Here is a 20,564-nt window from a genome sequence, read left to right on the forward strand (position 1 = left end):
AGTTTTTATTATCGCTAAAAAACTTTAAATTGCAGGGTTAAATTTAACTCAGGCATTTCTTGATTAAACAACTTTTCATATTATTTCTACTCGTAACTATAAATGGTTACACGCAGTCTGTCTACAAAGATGCAGGAAAAATAAGCGATAGTACCGACTACTATTTAGAGATTGGTCTTTTCAATAAAGAAGCTAAAAAATCCTATACAAAAGCTATTCTTTATACTGAAAAAGCAATTGAATATGCCAAAGCAAATAACTTAAACAACAAACTTGCCGATTCTTATTTACAATTAGCAACCATTTTTTACGAACTTGAAAAAAATGATTTAGCTATTGATTATTACATTAGAGCCATTAGTATTTACAGCAAAAGTGAACCTAAATCTAATATTGCGCTATCTTATTACGGTTTAGGAAAATGTTACCTTAAAAAAAACAACATTGCCTTTGCTGAAATCTATTTTGAAAAAGCAACGGTTATTTATAAAAAATTAAATTTCCTTGAAGCGATTGAGTTAATTAACCTTCAAAAAGCCATCATTAAAAAAGAAAAAGGCAATTATAACGAAGCTAGTAACATATTAATAGGTGTTGTAGAAAACATTAGTGACGACGCTTTACTTAGTACAAAAACAGAAGCTTATATTCAGTTAGGAGAAATTGAAATTAATAAGAAAAATTATCCCCAAGCCATTAACTATTTAAACCTTGCCAATCAAACTAACGAAACAAATAACAATGATTTTCAATTAACTAAGCGCATTTACAAACTACTTAGTGCTACTTATGAAAAAAATAAAAACATTTCAAGTTCTAATTTATATCTAAAAAAATATGCCGATTTAACAGATTCTATTGGAAAATATTACAATAGTTATGTCGCTGAAAACACGGTTGATAAAATTCAGTTTGATAAGCAATTGAAAACGATTGAACAATTAGACAAAGAGAAAAAAAGCCAACAAAAAACCCTACGATTCTCAAAGTTAATTAGTATTTTGAGTATTGCGCTTATCTCTATTTTATCTTTATTGAGTTTGTCTTTGTATAAAAACAATAAAATCAGAATCAGCACCAATAAACTTTTAAAAGAAAAAAATAGAGAATTAACCCTTGAAAAAGACAAAGCAGAAAGAGCTTCTAAAGCCAGAGCCGATTTCTTATCAACCGTAAGTCACGAACTTCGTACACCTTTAAATGCCATAAATGGTATTACTTATCTTTTATTACAAGAAAAACCAAAAGCTAGTCAGTTGAATTACTTGAAATCATTAGAATTTTCAGGAAACTATCTATTAAATTTCATCAATGATATATTAGAAATCAATCGTTTAGAATCTGATAAAGTGGTGATTGAAAAAATTAATTTTAATCTTTCCGAGTTAACTGAAAACATCGTTATTTCATTCAAAGAATTCATTCACGAAAACAATATCAAATGTCACCTGAATGTTGATAAATCTATTGATTACAATTTAAAAGGCGATCCAACTAAATTATCTCAAATTCTTATCAATTTATTAAATAATGCTATTAAATTTAGTAAGAATGGAGATGTGTGGTGTACCATCAAAAACAAACGAGAAACTAAAAATAATGTAACGTTATATTTCGAAATAAAAGATAACGGAATTGGTATCCCAAAAGACAAACAAGACGCTATTTTTGATAGTTTTAGCCAAGGTTCGGTTGAAATTAATCGTACTTATGGCGGAACAGGTTTAGGGCTTTCGATTGTGAAGAAAATCTTAGAATTAATGGGAAGTGAAATTCACTTAACGAGTGAATCTGGCAAAGGAAGTGCTTTTAGTTTTGAATTAGAATTTGAAAAAGGAGTAGCTAATAAAACTAAGGAAATAGAAGCTAAGCCAGACTTAACTTTACTGAATAAGAAAAAAGTTCTTTTAGTTGAAGACAACAAAATCAACCAAATGATTACACAGAAAATGCTTGAAAAAAGAGGCATTTCTTGTAATATTATTGACAATGGTGAAGATGCCATCGAAGATGCAAAAGCAAATGATTACGATTTAATTCTTATGGACGTTCACTTACCTGGAATCAATGGAACGGAAGCCACGAGCGAAATCAGAAAATTCAACAGTAATATTCCTATCGTGGCATTAACAGCAATCTCTTTGAATGAAAACAGAGAAATGCTCTTGTCCTATGGTATGAATGAAGTAATCACCAAACCTTTTGAACCAGAGCATTTCTATACGGTTGTTACCAAATACTTAACTAGTACTGAGCAATCAAATTCTTAATTAAGTTTCTTACATGAGGTTCTGCTTTTTGAGCCGCTTGTAAAACCTCTTCATGATTTACTTCTTCGATGTTCTCTTCGTCACCCATATCGGTAATTACAGAAACACCAAAGCATTCCATATTCATATGTCGCGCTACAATCACTTCAGGAACGGTTGACATTCCTACGCAATCTGCTCCTAAAGCTTTTACCATTTTATATTCAGCAAGGGTTTCAAATGTTGGCCCTTGTAAACCTAAATAAATACCTTTTTTTAAATCGATATTTAGTTCTTTAGCTAATTCAAATGCTTTAGCATTCATCGCTTTTGAATACGGTTCACTCATGTTAACGAATCTTGGTCCAAAACGTTCATCATTATGACCACGTAATGGGTGTTCAGGCATCATGTTGATGTGATCTGTAATCACTGCAACATCACCTATTTTATAAGATGGATTTACGCCACCCGAAGCATTGGATACAATTAATTTTTCAACACCTAAATATTTCATTACACGCACTGGAAACGTTACTTGTTTCATATCGTAACCTTCATAAAAATGAAAACGCCCTTGCATGGCCACCACTTTTTTTCCTTGAATGGTTCCAAAAACCAAAGCACCTTTGTGGCCTTGAACGGTTGAAACAGGGAAGTTTGGAATTTCCGTATAAGGTAATGTATGTTCAATTGTAATATCCGCAGTAAATCCGCCTAATCCTGAACCTAAAATCACACCGTATTCTGGAGTAAAATTGGTTTTATTTTTAATATAACTAACTGTTTCTTGTACTTTGTCCCACATAATCTTCTATCGTTTTATCAATATTTGTATTTAAAAAAGCAGATTTTATTGGTAAATAGAACAATTGCTCTTTAGGCAATAATCCGTTTAAACGAACAAAATCTTTTTCTGTTGTAATTATTTCTCTTCCATTGGCTTTTGCCAAAATTTGCTCACAATCTTGTTTCGAAAAATGATGATGATCTGGGAAAACCAAAGTTTCATCAGATTCATTTTTTAGAAAATCGAAGAATAATTTAGGTTTTGCAATTCCGGCAACCAACACTTTACCTTCTGATTGAATTTCAGAAACCAACAATTGACTATCATTTCCAAAAACAAAATCGTCGTACTGAATTGTGGTGAAGAAAACTTGCTGCTTTACTTTTAACTTTTCTCTGATTTTCTGCTGTGCAATTTCGGACAAATCATTCGGACATTTTGTGACAATTATCATATCCGCTCTTTTTTTACCTGAAGAAGATTCGCGTAAATTCCCGAAAGGCAAAATATAATCATCGCAAAACAAATCGTCATATGCGGTAAGCAAAATATAAAATCCTGCTTTTACTTTTCTGTGCTGAAAAGCGTCGTCCAATAAAATAACATCAGGCTTGTTTGAAAGTTGTAATAAATTTTCAATTCCGTTTTTTCTATTTGCATCAACCGCTACTTGAATATTTGGAAATTTAGAATAAAACTGAAATGGTTCATCACCAATTGAACTCGCAGTTGCATTTTTATCTGCTAAAATAAAACCTTCGGTTGTACGCTTGTAACCGCGACTCAAAACAGCGACTTTATATTTATCAGAAAGCAATCGGATTAAATATTCGATTTGAGGTGTTTTTCCGGTTCCGCCAACGCTAAGATTTCCAACTGCAATGATAGGAATATCAAAAGAAGAACTCTTGAAAATGCCTTTGTCGTAAAGCCAATTTCGGATAAACGTAATGAGCCAATACAAAAAGGCCAAAGGGAAAAGTATTTTTCGAAGGAAATTCATAAATTATTTATCAGAATAATGTCCCATTGCAGAAACTATTGTTACCGTAACTATATTTTCTTCAACTTTATAAATCATCCTGTCTTTTTGATTTATTCTTCGTGACCAATAACCTGAATATTCATATTTTAATGGTTCAGGATTTCCAATTCCTTCAAAAGGTGTTTCCGAAAGTTCAAAAAGTATTTTTTCAATTTTCTTTATAGTAGCTTTATTACCAGATTTGTAGTGTGCCTGTAAATCTTTTCTTGCGATTGAATCAAAATCTACAAAATACTTCCCCATATATCGTCAAGATTTAACCTTGTAACATCACCATTTTTAATATTTTCCTCCGCTTTTTTCATTTTTGCAATAAAAGCATCGCTGTAAATACTCTTTCCTTTTTTAGGTTTTTTATCATCGGACTTAATAATCTCAACGTCTTTACCTTCGGCAAAAAAAGTTTTAGCAAACTCTAAGAAAGCTTTACCTTTTTTTGAACGTTCGTTTATTTTTATGGTTATTGTTGTCATGACAAATGAATTTGTTGTACAAATATACAAAAATCGTGCTAATATATTTTCTGCCAAAAATCATAATATAAACGAATTGCTTTTTTTATCTTTGATAAGTAAAATCTGTAAATTATGAAACTTTCCGATATACTTTCTGTTCTTGAAGAAATGGCGCCACTAGGTTATGCCGAAGATTTTGACAATGTTGGGCTTTTAGTTGGAAACCCGAATCAAGAAATTGATGGCGTTTTAGTTTGTCATGATGCATTGGAATCGGTGATTGATGAAGCGATTTCGAAAAAATGTAATTTGGTCGTTTGCTTCCACCCTATTTTATTTTCGGGAATTAAGAAAATTACGGGTAAAAATTATGTGGAACGTGCGATTTTAAAAGCTATAAAAAATGACATTGCCATTTATGCTGTTCATACTGCTTTGGACAACCATCAGAAAGGAGTAAATAAAATTTTTTGTGATGCTTTAGGTTTGAAACATTCGAAAGTTTTAATTCCGAAAGAAAATTACATTCAAAAATTGGTTACCTATACCATTCCAGAAAATGTTGAAAAATTGCGAAATGCTTTATTTGATGCTGGCGCTGGAACTATTGGTAATTATGAAGATTGCAGTTTCAATTCGAAAGGAATTGGAACCTACATGGGAAATGAAAATTCGAATCCTGAAATTGGAGAACGTTTTGAATTTGTAGAAAACGAAGAAATTAAAATCGAGCTGACGTTTGAAAAGCATTTGCAAGGTAAAATCTTGAAGGCTTTATTCAAAAATCATGTGTACGAAGAAGTAGCTTACGAAATTTATCAATTGGAAAACAAGCATCAAAATATTGGTTTGGGACGCGTTGGAGAATTTGAAAATCCGCTTTCTGAAACCGAATTTTTACAATTGGTAAAAGACAAATTACAATGTGGAGGTATCAGACATTCGGCTTTCACAGGGAAATCAATAAAAAAAGTAGCAGTTTTAGGCGGAAGCGGCAGTTTTGCAATCAAGAATGCAATTTCCTCAGGAGCAGATGCTTATCTTACTGCCGACTTAAAATATCACCAATTCTATGAAGCTGAAAATCAATTACTTTTGGCTGATATTGGACATTTTGAGAGCGAAAGATTTACAAAAAATTATATAGTTGATTTTCTTAAAGAAAAAATCACTAATTTTGCACCAAATTCGCTGCAATGCGGAATTATTTTATCAGAAGAAAATACAAATCCAGTTAAGTACTTTTAAATATGGCAACAATCAAAGAGCTAAATGTAGAAGATAAGTTAAGAGCCCTTTATGCTTTACAACTAGTTGATTCTAAAATAGACGAAATAAGAAATGTAAGAGGAGAATTGCCTCTTGAAGTAGAAGATTTAGAAGATGAAGTTGCAGGACTTTCTACTCGTTTAGAAAAACTAAAAAGCGATTTAGAATCTATTGATGATCTAATCAAAGAAAAGAAAAATGCAATCGAAAGCCATAAAGAATCGATTAAAAAATATTTAGAGCAACAAAAAAATGTTCGTAACAATAGAGAATTCAACTCTTTAACAAAAGAAGTGGAGTTTCAGGAATTGGAAATTCAATTGGCTGAAAAACACATCAAAGAAATGAAAGCTTCTATTGAGCACAAAAAAGAAGTAGTAGCTCAAACTAAAGAAAAATTAGACGGAAAACAAACTCACTTAAAACATAAAAAAGCTGAATTAAGCGATATTATGGCTGAAACTGAAAAAGAAGAAAACTTCTTATCAGCAAAATCAGAAGAATTAAGAGGTCAAATCGAAGAGCGTTTAATTGCTGCATACGACAGAATTAGAAATAGCGTAAGAAACGGTTTAGCGGTTGTTTCTATTGAACGTGGCGCTTCTGCCGGTTCATTCTTTACTATTCCACCACAAACGCAAATGGAAATTGCAGCTCGTAAAAAAATCATTACAGATGAGCACAGTGGAAGAATCTTAGTAGACGGTGTTTTAGCTGACGAAGAAAAAGAAAAAATGGAAAAATTATTTGCTAGCATCTAATTGAATCCTTTTCCAAATAAATGAAAGTCCTTTTTTTAAAAGGGCTTTTTTTGTTTTTATTACACAGAGATTCACAGAGTTTTTTTTTGATTTTTATTGTGTTGAAAAGAGATACACAGAGACCTTTACTATTATAAACTTTTAAGTCAAAAACTTTGCGCTCTTTGCGGTTAAATTACACAGAGATTCATAGAGCTTTTTTTGATTTTGATTGTGTTGATAAGAGATACACAGAGCGTTTAACTTTTTAAAAACTCATAAAGAAATTTTGTGTTACTCTGTGAAAACTTTGAGAAACTTTGTGTAACAAAAAAATCACTAAAAAATTCTATCTTTGCATCATGGAAGAAAATACAACACGAATTAATAAATTTTTATCAGAAACTGGCTATTGTTCTCGTAGAGAGGCCGATCGTTTGATTGAGCAGGGAAGAGTTACTATTAACGGAAAGATTCCGGAAATGGGCACTAAAGTTGCGCCTGGTGATGAAGTTCGTGTGAATGGTGAATTGGTACAACAGAAAAACGAGAAACCTATTTATTTAGCGTTTTACAAACCTGTTGGTATTGAATGTACGACCAACTTAGGCGTGCGTGACAATATTGTAGATTATATCAATTATCCAGAACGTATTTTTCCTATTGGTCGTTTGGACAAAGCCAGTGAAGGTTTGATTTTCATGACGAATGATGGCGATATTGTAAACAAAATTCTTCGTGCGAGAAACAACCACGAGAAAGAATATATCGTAACCGTAAACAAACCGATTACTGATAGATTTATTGACCGAATGGCAAACGGAATTCCGATTTTGGAAACGATTACCAAGAAATGTAAAGTAGAACAAATTAGCAAATACGTTTTCCGAATTATTTTAACACAAGGTTTGAATAGACAAATTCGTAGAATGTGTGAATATTTAGATTACGAAGTAACCGCTTTAAAACGTACTCGTATCATCAACATTTCCTTAGACGTACAAGAAGGAAAATACAGAAACTTAACCGATGAGGAAGTTGCCGAATTAAACCAGCTAATTGCTCCTTCGAGTAAAACCGAAGAAGCGAGTTTGCCAAGTAATAAAAGTAAGTTTACTGGGAAAAGGAATTATGGGGAGAGAAATAGATAAAAATATATAATTTGAAAAAGCACGGGAAAATTTCCCGTGCTTTTTTTGTTTTGTGATCTCAAACGTGATGATTGTGCTAGCGAAGACTAAATCATTGTCCTTACTAAAGTCTTTCTATAGCATCTAATAATTCGTTACAACTATTATATCTAGTTTCAATTGGATCTAAACATTTTGAAATAATATTCAAAACGTTTTGATTAATATTCTGTTGTGATAAAACATTCATGAAATTTGAACCTGCAGGTGGTTGATTACATAATAAAGTATACCAAATTGCACCTATTGAATAAATATCAGACCTTTTATCTATTAATTTAGGGTTCGCAACGAGTTCAGGCGCATTGAAATAACCACTTATTGTTTGTGAACCAGTTTTAGTTAATCTTGAATGAAGTTCATTTTCAATAAAAATACCCAACCCAAAATCAATTACTCTAAACTGATTTGGTTTAGAAGCCATGATATTACTCGGTTTCAAATCCCTATGTATTACTCCATTCTCATGAGCATGATTAATAGCGTAAGCTATACTTTTTATTGCAGTAATAGATTTATCTACACTTAATGACCCTACATCTTGTAAAATTTGATTCAAGTTTTTACCATCAAAATATTCCATTCTTATAAATGGACGTTTTCCAATTAATCCAGCGTCATAAACTTTAATAATATTAGGGTGATTAAGTTTAAAAAGTATACGAGCTTCTTGAAAAAAACGCTCTAATTCTTTTTCGTCACCGCCACTTTCGTAAAATGCTGGAGCAAATACTTTTACAGCAAAATTCAGTTTAAGCAATTTATGTTGATATAAATATACCATACCAAAACCACCATGTCCAATTACTTCTTTCTCTTCATAATTTTTACTAAATTCAAGCGCACCTTCTCCATTTTCATATTCAAGAATTTCTAATATTGGGTTAATTTCGTTTGCTATAATAACTCTTCTTTCTGCATAAGAAGGAGCTTCAGCTTTAATCCAACCCCAGAATTCATCAGATGTTCTGCAAAGCTTTAAAAACCGAGGAACAACTTTTTCTAAATTAGGATTTGCTAAAATAAGTTTACGAAATTTTGAATATTCTTTGGCATCAAATTCACCACCTGTTGCACGAGAAACTAAGCCCATTTTAAATTGCTCCATTTGAAGCAATAAATCATCCTCTTTGCCAATAATAGGTAAATTATCTACGTTCATTGTTTTTGAATTTGGTCTTTTAAAATTTAGCACAAGAGTAAATATAATTAATTTACTAATACTTTCTTGCAATTTACAAAACCCTTTTCAAACCAAAATGTGGAAATCCGTAATCTTATAAACATTTTAAATTACAACTTCCATCACATAATCATCCATTACGTAATCGTTTCCAATATCAATTACTTCGTCTTTCACTTTTGTAAAGCCTAGTTTGGTATAAAAATATATGGCATTGTTGTATTTGTTTACGTTTAAGAAAATGGCTTTTTGGTTGTTTTCGATTGCTTTTTCTTTTACCAATTCAAAAAACTGTCTACCTAAACCAGTGCCTTGAGTTTCGGGTAACACATAAATTTTGTGGATTTTAGTTTTGTTGGGTTCGCTATTAATTTCATAGGAAACAAAACCTACCTCTTTTCCATTATCGTCTTGTGCTAAATAAAAAACGTGTCCTTTTTGTATTAATTCGCGCAAAGCGGTTTCGTTATAAAACTTGTCAATCATGTAATCTAATTGCGCTTTAGACAAGATTTCACCATACGCTACGGGCCAAATTTTCTTGGTTAAGTCGATTACTATTGGGAGTTGTTCAATTTTTAATGCAGTCAATTTCATGTTGCTAAAATAAAAACAAAAAGGGCCAACCTCTAAAGATTGACCCTTTTTTATTTAAAAAACTTAACTTTATTTTTTAATTACTTTAATTTCAGTTTGGTTTCCACCTGCGTTCACTTTTACAATATACATTGCAGCAGCTAATTCAGACATGTTTACCTCAACCTCAGTTTGATTTGGTGTAATTTGTTTCACCAATCTTCCACTTAAGTCATATACGTTAATTGCAGTAATTTCTTCGTTATATCTAATTGATAAAATGTCAACAACTGGATTAGGATATACAGTTAAAGCATTCATATCAAAAGAAGAAGATCCTAAAGTAGTAACATCAAAACAAGTACTTCTAGAAGTACATCCGTTCAATGTAACATCCACAGCATAACTACCAATTGCAGTTGCTGTATATGATTGAGAAGTTGCTCCTCCAATAGGTGTGTATACAGGACCAGCAGCACATGTATACCATTGGTAAGTTGCACCAGCTTCTGCAGCCGTTAATGTATCGTCTACACGAGTTATTGTAGTATCTGCTAAAGCACTTACAGTAACACTTACAGTATTACTTGTAAAACATCCTGTTGCTCCAATTGTTGCAGTAGCTGTATAAACTGTTGTGCTAGGAGTTGCAGATTGTACATAAACTGTAGTTGCATTTGTTCCTGTATATGGAATTGTTGCACCTGCATCAGTAAATAAATTAGTTACTGGAGACCAAGTGACATTAGCTGTTTCTAATGTAGATATTCTAAGATTTGGTCTTGTTGTAGCAGCAGTAGGAGCTGTAGCATTAGTACAAACATCAACTGTACTATCTTCTGAACGGTATAAATTTAATCCAGCAGCCACAACTGTAGATTCAACAGAAATAGAATTCGCGCTAGCACCACCTCCATTGTTATTATTAAAACATGTCTCAATTAACAAACTAGATACACCATCCCAAGTTAAAGGAGTTGAAAGTGTAAAATCAATATTTCCAGTTGCAGCAGGTGTGTAATTAGTAGGTGCTAAAACAACGTTAGTTGCACCAGGAATAAATGCTGCTCCTAAAGTTGTATTAGAAACGAATCCAGCATTTATAGTAAAATTATTCAATACTATAGGAGTTCCAGATAATGCTACATAACCAATAGATCTTATACTTTGTCCAGCCTCAACACCTAAAGCTGTTAATTCCGCAGGTGTATAAAGTGCCTGAGTTTTTGAACCACCATACCAACCTCTAAAAGGAGTTGATGTTGTATTAGTTGAAGTTCCAGCTCCAACTTTTCCAACTATTCCTACAGTTCCACCAGTAACAGCTAAACTTTGAACATTATTAATACAAATAGAAGGTGCTGCTGGAGTAATTATTACATTCGTTGGCAATGGATTAACATTAACTGTATAAGTTGCCGTTGTAGCACATAAAGCACCCGAAGTTTGAGTAGCTGTTAAAGTATAAGCTGTAGTAATTGTAGGATTGAAAGTCCAACCAATTGTTTCATCACCAGTAACCCCAGTTGCAGGAGACCAAACAAAAGTATTATAATCTAATGCACCAGCAGTTAAAGTAACTGCACTTGTAGTAGCTCCAGAACAGATTGTTGTAGTAGTTCCACTCAAGGTTAATGCTGGAGGTGAAGAAACAGTAGCAACAACTGGTACTCTTGGTGATGAACAAGTACTTGTAGTTGTCAAATTATAAAAATAATAATAATTACTTGTAGTAGTACCACCCCATTCAGAAGAGGTAACATTCACAGCACCATTATTATACGGGAAAGCTAAATTTGTAGAACCTCTCACTAAACTAACTCCAGCAGAAGCTTTAACAAGAATTTTATAAGTTGTACCTTGAACCATGTTAAAGTTCAATGGGATAACTGTTGGAGTTGTGACACCACCAGCTGCAACATTTATATTTCCTGTAGCATATAATTCTACCCCTGCAGCATTAGTTACTTTTACATCTAATGTACCAACTGCTGTAGAATATACATCAACTGAATTTAATGTTGTAGTTTGTAATGCAGTGAAAACAATTCCCCAATCAGTAAATGTTGAACCTGTCCATGAAGTTTCTGGAGTTAATTTTCCTCCAAACAAATTACCTCCAGTAGTTTCTGATGCTACATAATATGTAGTATTAGATGATATCGAAGGCGAAGTAAATGATGCTCCTGAAGCTAAAGCTGAACCTCCAGAAGGATTAGCATACCAATTGATTGTTGCACCCGCGTTTGCAGTTGCATTTAAATTAACCGTACCAGTTCCACAACGTGAAGCAGGTGTAGTAGTTAAAATATTATTAGTAAATGTAATTTGAACTGGAGTAGATGTCGCAGATGACGGACCAGTAGCACAAGTAACAATACATTGATAATAGGTTACTGCTGTCGGACTTACTGTATAAATTGCGTTATTAGCACCACCAATATTTGTATAAGTAACACCATCAGGTGAACTTTGCCATTGATATGTAACACCCGAACCTGTAGTTAAATTTTGTAAACTTAAAGTAATAGATTCTCCTAAACAAACAGTAGGAGATGATGCAATTGTATTTCCTGGTGTTGGAGCTCCAACACAAGCGTTAGAATCAGCATAACTTAAGTAGCCTGTATAACTTGCGCTTAATACAGGTGTAGTTGATTGAGTTGAAACTCCTGCAACAGCAGTAGCAACAGAGCCAAAAGTACTTGTATATTCACCTGCAGCAGAAGGAGCTTGTACAGGAATACTTGTTGCTAAAATTCCAGCATCACCTACTCTTACATTAATATCAGTAATTGTTCCTGACACTAATGGCAATTCCCATCTTCTGTTGGTTGCCATATTTGCAATCGCAGCACTTTGAGTACCTGTATTAGTATCAAAAGTTTCAGCTTTCATAACAGAAACCGCTGTAGTAGCAGGCGCAGACCAAATTGGGGCATAAGTTGTTTTACCTACAGGGAATAAAATATAATTTGTATTAGCATTTGCATTACCAATCGTTCTAGCGAAAGGTCCTCTAACCATGTTAGTTGCACTTGGAGTACCCGCTAAAGTTCCTGCTGCTGTTGCTGTTCCTAATGTTAATAAATTTGTATCTGTGGTATTAATGATACCCGAAGTCATCGTTAATGTACCACTAACTGAGATTGGAGCATTTAACGTTACACCAGTTGCATTCGTATTATTAACTGTTAACGAAGTTAAGTTTGCCGTTGGAGTAGCAGCTAAGTTTCTATAAACCCCTGTACCTCCAATTGTTTGTGCATTTGTAGTTGCAGATACAACACCATTTAAAAAATTAGATAAGCCTAATAATGTAGTTGAAGTAAAAGTACCATTATTTACAATGTTACCCGCTACATAAGAAGATCCAAATAATACTTGAGAACTTGGTTGAATAGTCATATTTCCACTAAAACCTAACGTCCAAGCAGTTGTAACTTGTCTATTTGTACCACCTAAAGTGTTTACTTCTAAGTTACCAAATAAAATTCTGTTAGACCCTACAAAAGTATCCAATCTAAAACCATTAGTAGCATTTCCTCCAGCGTCTGTTGAAACACCATCACCTAATCTAAGTGTATGTGTATTTGGAACATTCACATGTGCTGTACTATTATTGTAAGCTAATGTATTTGATGCCGTAGCATTCGCATGTGGATCTAAAATAGTTAAAGCACCACCTGTCCAGTTAATAAATTGAGAGTTCAATTGTACAATTGCTACTCCAGAAGCCACAGAATTTGCAGCAACACCACCTTCATTACCATCAACAAGAATATCACCACCACTTTGATTAAAAATAGAAGCGGCATTGTGTAACATATTACCATTAACTGCTAATAGACCACCAGAAACGGTTAAAGTACCACTATTAGCTAAAGTATTATTATTTAATGTACAACCCACTGTTAAATCGCCAGCAGAAACTACTAAAGTACCTCCTGTTGCAATAGTTACATTTCTTGCCACATTACCTGAAGTAGTAGATGTAACTGTATGTCCATTTGCAATTGTAACAAAATCTGTACAAGTAGGAATGGTACCTCTATCCCATGTGGTACCTACGCTCCAATCTCCAGAATTAACAGATACAAAAGGAATATCATCAGAATTTACCCCGATATGAAACGGCTCAGCTGTTAACTGAGTTGTTGTAATTCCTGTTCTTTGCGCTGCTGGAGTAGTTGAACCATTTTGAAAAGTTCCTACCACTGAATTAGGATTCATCAATCTTGCTGCAGTATTTGTATTTACTAAAATACCACCTGAATAGAAACCAACTAATGTATGAGTACCTGAAACATAAACATAACCAGATTCTTCTGAAACTTGCCAGTTCCCATTTGTTCTGTCTGTAATAGTGTAAGCACCGTCAGCTATACTTAATCCCGTAGTAAAACCTGCAACATCATTAAACACAGCTGTTAAATACCCAGCTGTATTTCCTGTTGCTACAGCACCTGGACGAGTTATATATAAAGCTCTTGAGGAACCATCTGAAGTTATAAATGGATATCTACTTGCAGTCCCTGTAGGATCTGTTCCTGCAGTTATTGCAGTACCTGTAGCAGCTGTAGTCCACCATCTTGAGAATGATCCATTTATAAATCCTGTTCCTACTGGAGCTGTAAATGTTCCTCCTGCAGCATTGTTTCCAAAGTAAATTTTGTTACCATTCAAATTAATCCTAGCACCAGTAATATTGAGGTTATTAGCAATTTTAATATTATTAAAGCCCCATATTACATTTGGTGTAGCAGTTGCCGTGTTACTAAATATTAAATTTCTTATAACCTCATTTGCAAACGTTCCTGCACCAGAAATTGACTGAACCGCACTTCCGTTTAATGTCAAACTTCCAGTCGTTGTTGCTCCTATTGAAAGATCAATATTTCCATCGTTTACAATATTACCTGAAACAACTATAGCTTTTCCTGTAGTACCATTAAACACAAGGAATTCAGCACCAGCTTCAAGAGTTAAATTACCATTCACATTAAAGGTTCCTGGCGTTGCTCCAAACTCTAAAGAACCTTGAATTGTAAGATTATTGGCCGCTTGTCCAACAGCATCTATTGTTACAGTGTGAGCTGCAACAGTAACATTATCTAAACCAGTTGGCACTGCGTTAGCATCCCAAGTAGCAGGATTACTCCAGTTACCATCGGCAATTGAAATAAAATTTCCAGGAGCTTGAGAAGTCAATGAAATTTCATCTAGTGCAGCCGGTGGATTTGCGATATCTAAACCATCACTTTTCCATTGAAAAATTAATCTATAAGTACCCGGGGTTGCTGAAAAAACAATTGTTTCAGTATTCCAATTTGCACTACTTAACTTATACATACCGCTTACTGCTCCTGGACCAATCAATTGAGTAGCACCTGTAACAGCAGTTGTTGATGTTGGTGTAAATGTCGTAGGAGACCAAAAAACCTTCATATTATCCCAATCAAAAGTCGTTGAACCTTCGCCACCAGCTTTCCACTTGAAAGTTAAAGTTACTTTGTTTTCACCAGCTGGAATTGTAACATCTCTGTAAACATGATTAAAAACACTAAATTGAGAATAAGTCCATGCCGCACCGCCATTAGCAGAAACGTATGCACAATTAACACCATTTGACGAAACTGGAACATTTCCAACCTGCCATGTATCTGTAGCAGGGTTTACAGTTGTCCATCCATTAGCTGCAAAAGTTGCGCCATTTTCAAAACCTCCATCACCAGTTGGTGATATCAAAGTCGTTTGACCTTGTACAAAAACAAAAGAAAACAACATCAAAAACACAGTCATAAAGGACACCAAAGTTCCTTTTTTTCCCGTGAAGGATGTCGATTCTTGTTTTTTTGAATTTGCTGAGCCTTTTAAAAGACAGGTCTCAACCGAATCGTAATTGTTTATCATATAGTTATTTTTTATTAGTTGCTGTAAACAAATTTAACTTCATTTACAAAAAGCTATACAATTTCTATAAAAAAACAACAACTAAGACAAATCACCGATGAAAGGTAATATTAATCGATGAAATGCATAAAAAAAAATTCCTCAACATTATATTGAGGATTTTTTTTTATGCTTGGCCTGTCGGTCCAAAATTTAAAGGAATTGGCATTTGTTCGCCTTCTTCAATTTTTCCATGTGCGGCTTCAAATCGTTGAATGTTTTCTCCTAACGCTTTTAATAAACGTTTAGCGTGTTGTGGTGTTAAGATAATTCTCGATTTTACTTTTGCCTTTGGTACTCCCGGCATAATGGTTACAAAGTCAACTACAAACTCAGAATTAGAATGATTGATTATTGCTAAATTTGAATAGGTTCCTTCTGCTGTTTGCTCGTCTAATTCGATGTTGATTTGCCCTTGTTGGTTATTATTTTCCATAATTATTTTTAATTTTTAAACATATAAGTCATATAAGTTTTAAACTTTAATTAGACAGATATTCTATTATTAGTTCATTTAGGTAATCTCTGATAATCTTATACAAGAATAAGTATAATTTCGATTAAAAAAAAACCTAACAGAAAAATCTGTTAGGTTTTTAGTATTTGAATAATCGTTGCTATTAATAGTTGAACTCTTCTTTAGCAGCCATTAGTTCGTTGTATTCTTCTTTAGAACCTACTATTGTATTGTCGTAGTCTCTCATACCTGTACCGGCTGGGATTCTGTGACCTACAATAACATTTTCTTTTAATCCTTCTAATGTATCAATTTTACCTGCTACTGCAGCTTCGTTTAACACTTTAGTTGTTTCCTGGAACGATGCAGCAGAAATGAATGATTTCGTTTGTAACGATGCTCTCGTAATACCTTGAAGTACTGGAGTAGCTGTAGCCGTAATAACATCACGAGCTACTACTAAGTTTTTATCATTACGTTTTAATAACGAATTTTCATCTCTTAATTGACGTGGAGAAATGATTTGACCTGGTTTTAAATTTTCAGAGTCACCTGCTTCTTCCACAACTTTCATTCCGTATAATTTGTCGTTTTCTACAAGGAAATCTCTAGTATGCGCTAATTGATCTTCTAAGAATAATGTATCTCCTGGATCTACGATTCTTACTTTACGCATCATTTGACGAATTACTACTTCAAAGTGTTTATCGTTGATTTTTACCCCTTGCAAACGGTATACTTCTTGAATTTCATTTACTAAATACTGTTGAACAGCAGATGGCCCTTGAATTCTTAAAATATCTTCTGGTGTAATTGCTCCGTCAGAAAGTGGAGTTCCCGCTTTTACGTAATCGTTTTCTTGAACTAAGATTTGGTTCGAAAGTTTTACTAAGTATTTCTTCACTTCACCAAATTTAGATTCGATAGCGATTTCTCGGTTACCTCTCTTAATTTTTCCGAATGTTACAACTCCATCAATTTCAGAAACTACTGCAGGATTTGAAGGATTACGAGCTTCTAACAACTCTGTAATTCTTGGTAAACCTCCTGTAATATCTCCTGCTTTTGAAGAACGACGTGGAATTTTAACTAAAATCTTACCCGCTTTAATTTTTTCTCCATCATCTACCATAAGGTGAGCCCCTACTGGTAAGTTATAAGAACGAATCAATTCACCATCTTTACCATAAATTAATAAAGTGGGAACTAATTTTTTATTTCTACCTTCAGAAATTACTTTTTCTTGGAAACCAGTTTGCTCATCGATTTCAACTAAGAACGATTGTCCTTGTTCTAAATCTTCGTAAGCAATTTTTCCAGTAAATTCAGAAACAATAACTCCATTATAAGGATCCCATTTACAAATTGTAGTACCTTTTTCAACAACGTCTCCGTCTTTAACAAAAATACTTGAACCGTAAGGAATATAGTGTGTATTTAATAAAATACCTGTTTTAGCATCTACTAATTTTAACTCAGTTGAACGAGAAATTACGATATCAACAGTATTTCCTTCAGAATCTTCACCCTTAACTGTTTTTAAATCTTCAATTTCTAATTTACCTGCAAAACGAGCAACAATGCTAGATTCTTCAGAAATACCTCCAGCAACCCCTCCAACGTGGAACGTACGAAGTGTTAACTGTGTACCTGGCTCACCAATTGATTGCGCTGCAATAACTCCAACTGCTTCACCTTTCTGAGTCATCTTACCAGTAGCTAAGTTTCTACCGTAACATTTCGCACAAATACCTTTTGTAGCTTCACATGTTAATGGCGAACGTACTTCTACTTTTTCAATTGGAGATGCTTCAATTCTCTTAACATCAGCTTCTGTAATTTGTTCTCCAGCATAAACTAAAATTTCATTATCTAGAGGATTAATTACATTTTGTAACGCTACACGTCCTAAAATTCTTTCTCCTAATGATTCAACGATTTCCTCATTTTTCTTTAAAGGAGAAACTACAATTCCTCTTAATGTACCACAATCAACAGAATTTACAATAACATCTTGAGATACATCATGTAATCTACGTGTTAAGTAACCAGCATCAGCAGTTTTAAGAGCCGTATCCGCAAGACCTTTACGAGCACCGTGAGTAGAAATAAAGTACTCAAGAATCGAAAGACCTTCCTTAAAGTTAGATAAAATCGGGTTTTCAATAATTTCACCACCACCAGCAGTTGATTTTTTAGGCTTAGCCATCAAACCACGCATACCAGTTAACTGACGAATCTGTTCTTTAGAACCCCTTGCTCCAGAATCAAGCATCATATATACCGAGTTGAAACCTTGTTGGTCTTCACGGATATTTTTCATTGCTAATTCTGTTAATTGAGCATTAGCAGAAGTCCAGATATCAATAACTTGGTTGTAACGTTCGTTATTGGTAATAAGACCCATACTATAGTTCATCGAAATTCCATCAACTTGCTCACGAGCATCAGCGATTAACTGCGTTTTTTGTTCTGGAATTCTAATATCACCTAATGAGAAAGATAATCCTCCACGGAATGCGAACTTATACCCCATATCTTTCATGTTATCCAAGAAAGCTGCTGTTGTAGGAACGTCAGTAACCGCTAAGATTTTACCAATAATATCACGAAGTGATTTCTTAGTTAATACCTCATTAATATATCCTGCAGCTTCAGGTACTACTTCATTAAATAATACTCTACCTGCTGTAGTTTGAATAATTTTATAAACTAATTCACCTTCTTCATTAAAATCTCTTGCTCTAATTTTCACTCTAGCATTTAATTCTAATTTTCCTTCATTCAAAGCAATATTTACTTCTTCAGCAGAATAGAAAGTTAAACCTTCTCCTAAAATTTTCATTTCTGGAGTAGACAAACGCTCTTTGGTCATATAATAAAGACCAAGTACCATGTCTTGAGAAGGTACAGTAATTGGAGCACCATTTGCAGGATTCAAGATATTGTGAGAAGCCAACATTAATAATTGTGCCTCTAAAATAGCTTCTGGTCCTAATGGTAAGTGAACCGCCATCTGGTCACCATCGAAATCGGCGTTGAATGCCGTACAAACTAATGGGTGTAACTGGATTGCTTTTCCTTCAATTAACTTAGGTTGGAATGCTTGAATACCCAATCTGTGTAACGTAGGAGCACGGTTTAGTAATACTGGGTGACCTTTAATTACGTTTTCAAGGATATCCCATACAACTGGCTCTTTTTTGTCGATAATTTTCTTAGCCGACTTAACTGTTTTAACAATTCCTCTTTCGATTAACTTACGAATAACGAATGGTTTGTATAGTTCAGCAGCCATATCTTTTGGAAGACCACATTCAAACAATTTCATTTCTGGTCCAACAACAATTACAGAACGAGCAGAATAATCTACACGTTTACCTAATAAGTTTTGACGGAAACGACCTTGTTTACCTTTTAATGAATCTGATAAAGATTTTAATGGTCTGTTTGATTCTGTTTTAACTGCAGAAGCCTTACGTGTGTTATCAAATAATGAATCTACAGATTCTTGTAACATACGTTTTTCGTTTCTTAAGATAACTTCTGGAGCTTTAATTTCCATTAATCTTTTTAAACGGTTGTTACGGATGATAACTCTTCTGTATAAATCATTTAAATCTGAAGTTGCAAAACGTCCTCCATCAAGTGGCACTAACGGACGCAATTCTGGTGGAATAACTGGAATAACTTTTAAAATCATCCATTCAGGACGGTTTTCTCTATTTTTATTCGAGTCACGGAACGATTCTACAACATTTAAACGTTTTAATGCTTCCGTTTTACGTTGTTTAGATGTTTCGTTATTTGCTGCGTGACGTAAACTGTATGAAAGTTCATCTAAGTTCGTACGAGCTAATAAATCCATAATACATTCAGCACCCATTTTAGCGATGAATTTATTAGGATCATTATCATCTAAATATTGATTTTCCATTGGAAGTGTATCTAAAATATTTAAATACTCTTCTTCCGTAAGGAAATCTAATCTTTGTAATGATTCGCCATCAGTGTTTTTAGCGATACCTGCTTGAATTACTACGTATCTTTCGTAGTAAATAATCATATCTAATTTCTTAGATGGTAAACCTAAAATATAACCAATTTTGTTTGGTAACGAACGGAAATACCAAATATGAGCAATAGGCACAACAAGGTTGATGTGTCCAACTCTATCTCTACGTACTTTTTTCTCTGTTACTTCAACACCACATCGGTCACAAACGATTCCTTTGTAGCGAATTCTTTTATATTTTCCACAAGCACACTCGTAATCTTTTACTGGACCGAAAATTCTTTCGCAGAAAAGACCATCTCTTTCTGGTTTGTGAGTACGATAGTTGATAGTTTCTGGTTTTAAAACCTCACCTCTAGATTCTCCTAAAATTGATTCTGGAGAAGCTAATCCTATCGTGATTTTGTTAAATCTTTTGATTTGTTGCTTGTCTTTACTATTTCTATTATTCATCATAGTTTTTACTATTGATTTATTTTGCAATTAAAAATTGATTTTGAACAGCTGTAGCAATGCTACTTTTCTGTTGACTCGGATTACTTCTCTAAACTTCAAACCTAAAATTTTGAAGTGCTAATTATAAAAACCAAAAGGCTTAAATAAAAAATCGGAACGGTTTACGGTTATAAATCCTTAAAAACTT

At 33.6% G+C, this 20,564-nt stretch carries 13 protein-coding genes; 4 read left to right on the top strand and 9 right to left on the bottom strand.

Translation table 11 applies throughout. From position 1 onward, the window contains the following. The first annotated feature begins 59 nt into the window (after window positions 1–59). A complete protein-coding gene (locus AAEO58_RS11395) occupies window positions 60–2,270 on the top strand; it encodes a tetratricopeptide repeat-containing hybrid sensor histidine kinase/response regulator (protein WP_341683502.1) in 2,211 nt (736 codons plus the stop codon). Here the strand turns inward: AAEO58_RS11395 and AAEO58_RS11400 are convergent. The 4 genes from AAEO58_RS11400 to AAEO58_RS11415 are packed head-to-tail and all read right to left on the bottom strand — an operon-like array spanning window position 2,245 to window position 4,557. Further along, on the bottom strand, window positions 2,245–3,057 hold the full coding sequence (locus AAEO58_RS11400) for a purine-nucleoside phosphorylase (protein ID WP_264368285.1): 813 nt from the start codon (window positions 3,055–3,057) through the stop codon (window positions 2,245–2,247). The genes AAEO58_RS11395 and AAEO58_RS11400 overlap by 26 nt on opposite strands. Beyond that, window positions 3,029–4,042: a tetraacyldisaccharide 4'-kinase gene (gene lpxK, locus AAEO58_RS11405; RefSeq protein ID WP_341683503.1), complete on the bottom strand. Its 1,014-nt coding sequence runs from the start codon at window positions 4,040–4,042 to the stop codon at window positions 3,029–3,031. The genes AAEO58_RS11400 and lpxK overlap by 29 nt, the downstream gene beginning before the upstream one ends. 3 nt (window positions 4,043–4,045) lie before the next feature. Further along, on the bottom strand, window positions 4,046–4,327 hold the full coding sequence (locus tag AAEO58_RS11410) for a Txe/YoeB family addiction module toxin (protein ID WP_341683504.1): 282 nt from the start codon (window positions 4,325–4,327) through the stop codon (window positions 4,046–4,048). Then, entirely contained in the window at window positions 4,309–4,557 is a 249-nt protein-coding gene (locus AAEO58_RS11415; protein ID WP_341683505.1) for a DUF2683 family protein, read from the bottom strand. Before AAEO58_RS11415 ends, AAEO58_RS11410 begins: the two co-directional genes overlap by 19 nt. 114 nt (window positions 4,558–4,671) lie before the next feature. Here AAEO58_RS11415 and AAEO58_RS11420 point away from each other — a divergent pair, with 114 nt between their 5' ends. The 3 genes from AAEO58_RS11420 to rluF all read left to right on the top strand — a co-directional run bounded on the left by AAEO58_RS11420 (window position 4,672) and on the right by rluF (window position 7,699). After that, the gene (locus AAEO58_RS11420; protein WP_341683506.1) at window positions 4,672–5,787 is read left to right on the top strand and encodes a Nif3-like dinuclear metal center hexameric protein; all 1,116 of its coding nucleotides are present in this window, start codon (window positions 4,672–4,674) and stop codon (window positions 5,785–5,787) included. A 2-nt stretch (window positions 5,788–5,789) separates the two neighbouring features. Beyond that, the gene (locus AAEO58_RS11425) at window positions 5,790–6,569 is read left to right on the top strand and encodes a zinc ribbon domain-containing protein (protein WP_341683507.1); all 780 of its coding nucleotides are present in this window, start codon (window positions 5,790–5,792) and stop codon (window positions 6,567–6,569) included. A gap of 341 nt (window positions 6,570–6,910) precedes the next feature. Continuing rightward, window positions 6,911–7,699, top strand: coding sequence for a 23S rRNA pseudouridine(2604) synthase RluF (rluF, locus tag AAEO58_RS11430; RefSeq protein ID WP_341683508.1), 789 nt, complete (start codon window positions 6,911–6,913; stop codon window positions 7,697–7,699). Between the two features lie 103 nt (window positions 7,700–7,802). On the opposite strand, the gene AAEO58_RS11435 is transcribed toward rluF, so the two are convergent. From AAEO58_RS11435 to rpoC, 5 genes are all read right to left on the bottom strand, one after another. After that, complete coding sequence (locus AAEO58_RS11435; protein WP_341683509.1) at window positions 7,803–8,900, bottom strand: serine/threonine-protein kinase; 1,098 nt, start codon at window positions 8,898–8,900, stop codon at window positions 7,803–7,805. Window positions 8,901–9,026: 126 nt separating this feature from the next. After that, window positions 9,027–9,518 carry a GNAT family N-acetyltransferase gene (locus AAEO58_RS11440; protein ID WP_341683511.1) on the bottom strand — a complete coding sequence of 164 codons (492 nt, stop codon included), beginning with the start codon at window positions 9,516–9,518 and terminating at the stop codon, window positions 9,027–9,029. A gap of 69 nt (window positions 9,519–9,587) precedes the next feature. Then, window positions 9,588–15,410 (bottom strand): Ig-like domain-containing protein, encoded by a 5,823-nt coding sequence (locus AAEO58_RS11445; protein ID WP_341683513.1) that lies wholly within the window; start codon window positions 15,408–15,410, stop codon window positions 9,588–9,590. A 166-nt stretch (window positions 15,411–15,576) separates the two neighbouring features. After that, the gene (locus AAEO58_RS11450; protein ID WP_341683514.1) at window positions 15,577–15,885 is read right to left on the bottom strand and encodes a DUF3467 domain-containing protein; all 309 of its coding nucleotides are present in this window, start codon (window positions 15,883–15,885) and stop codon (window positions 15,577–15,579) included. Window positions 15,886–16,069: 184 nt separating this feature from the next. Continuing rightward, a complete protein-coding gene (gene rpoC / locus AAEO58_RS11455; RefSeq protein WP_341683515.1) occupies window positions 16,070–20,377 on the bottom strand; it encodes a DNA-directed RNA polymerase subunit beta' in 4,308 nt (1,435 codons plus the stop codon). Between the last annotated feature and the right edge of the window lie 187 nt (window positions 20,378–20,564).

The organism is Flavobacterium helocola (genome assembly GCF_038289885.1).
GTDB lineage: Bacteria > Bacteroidota > Bacteroidia > Flavobacteriales > Flavobacteriaceae > Flavobacterium > Flavobacterium cheniae.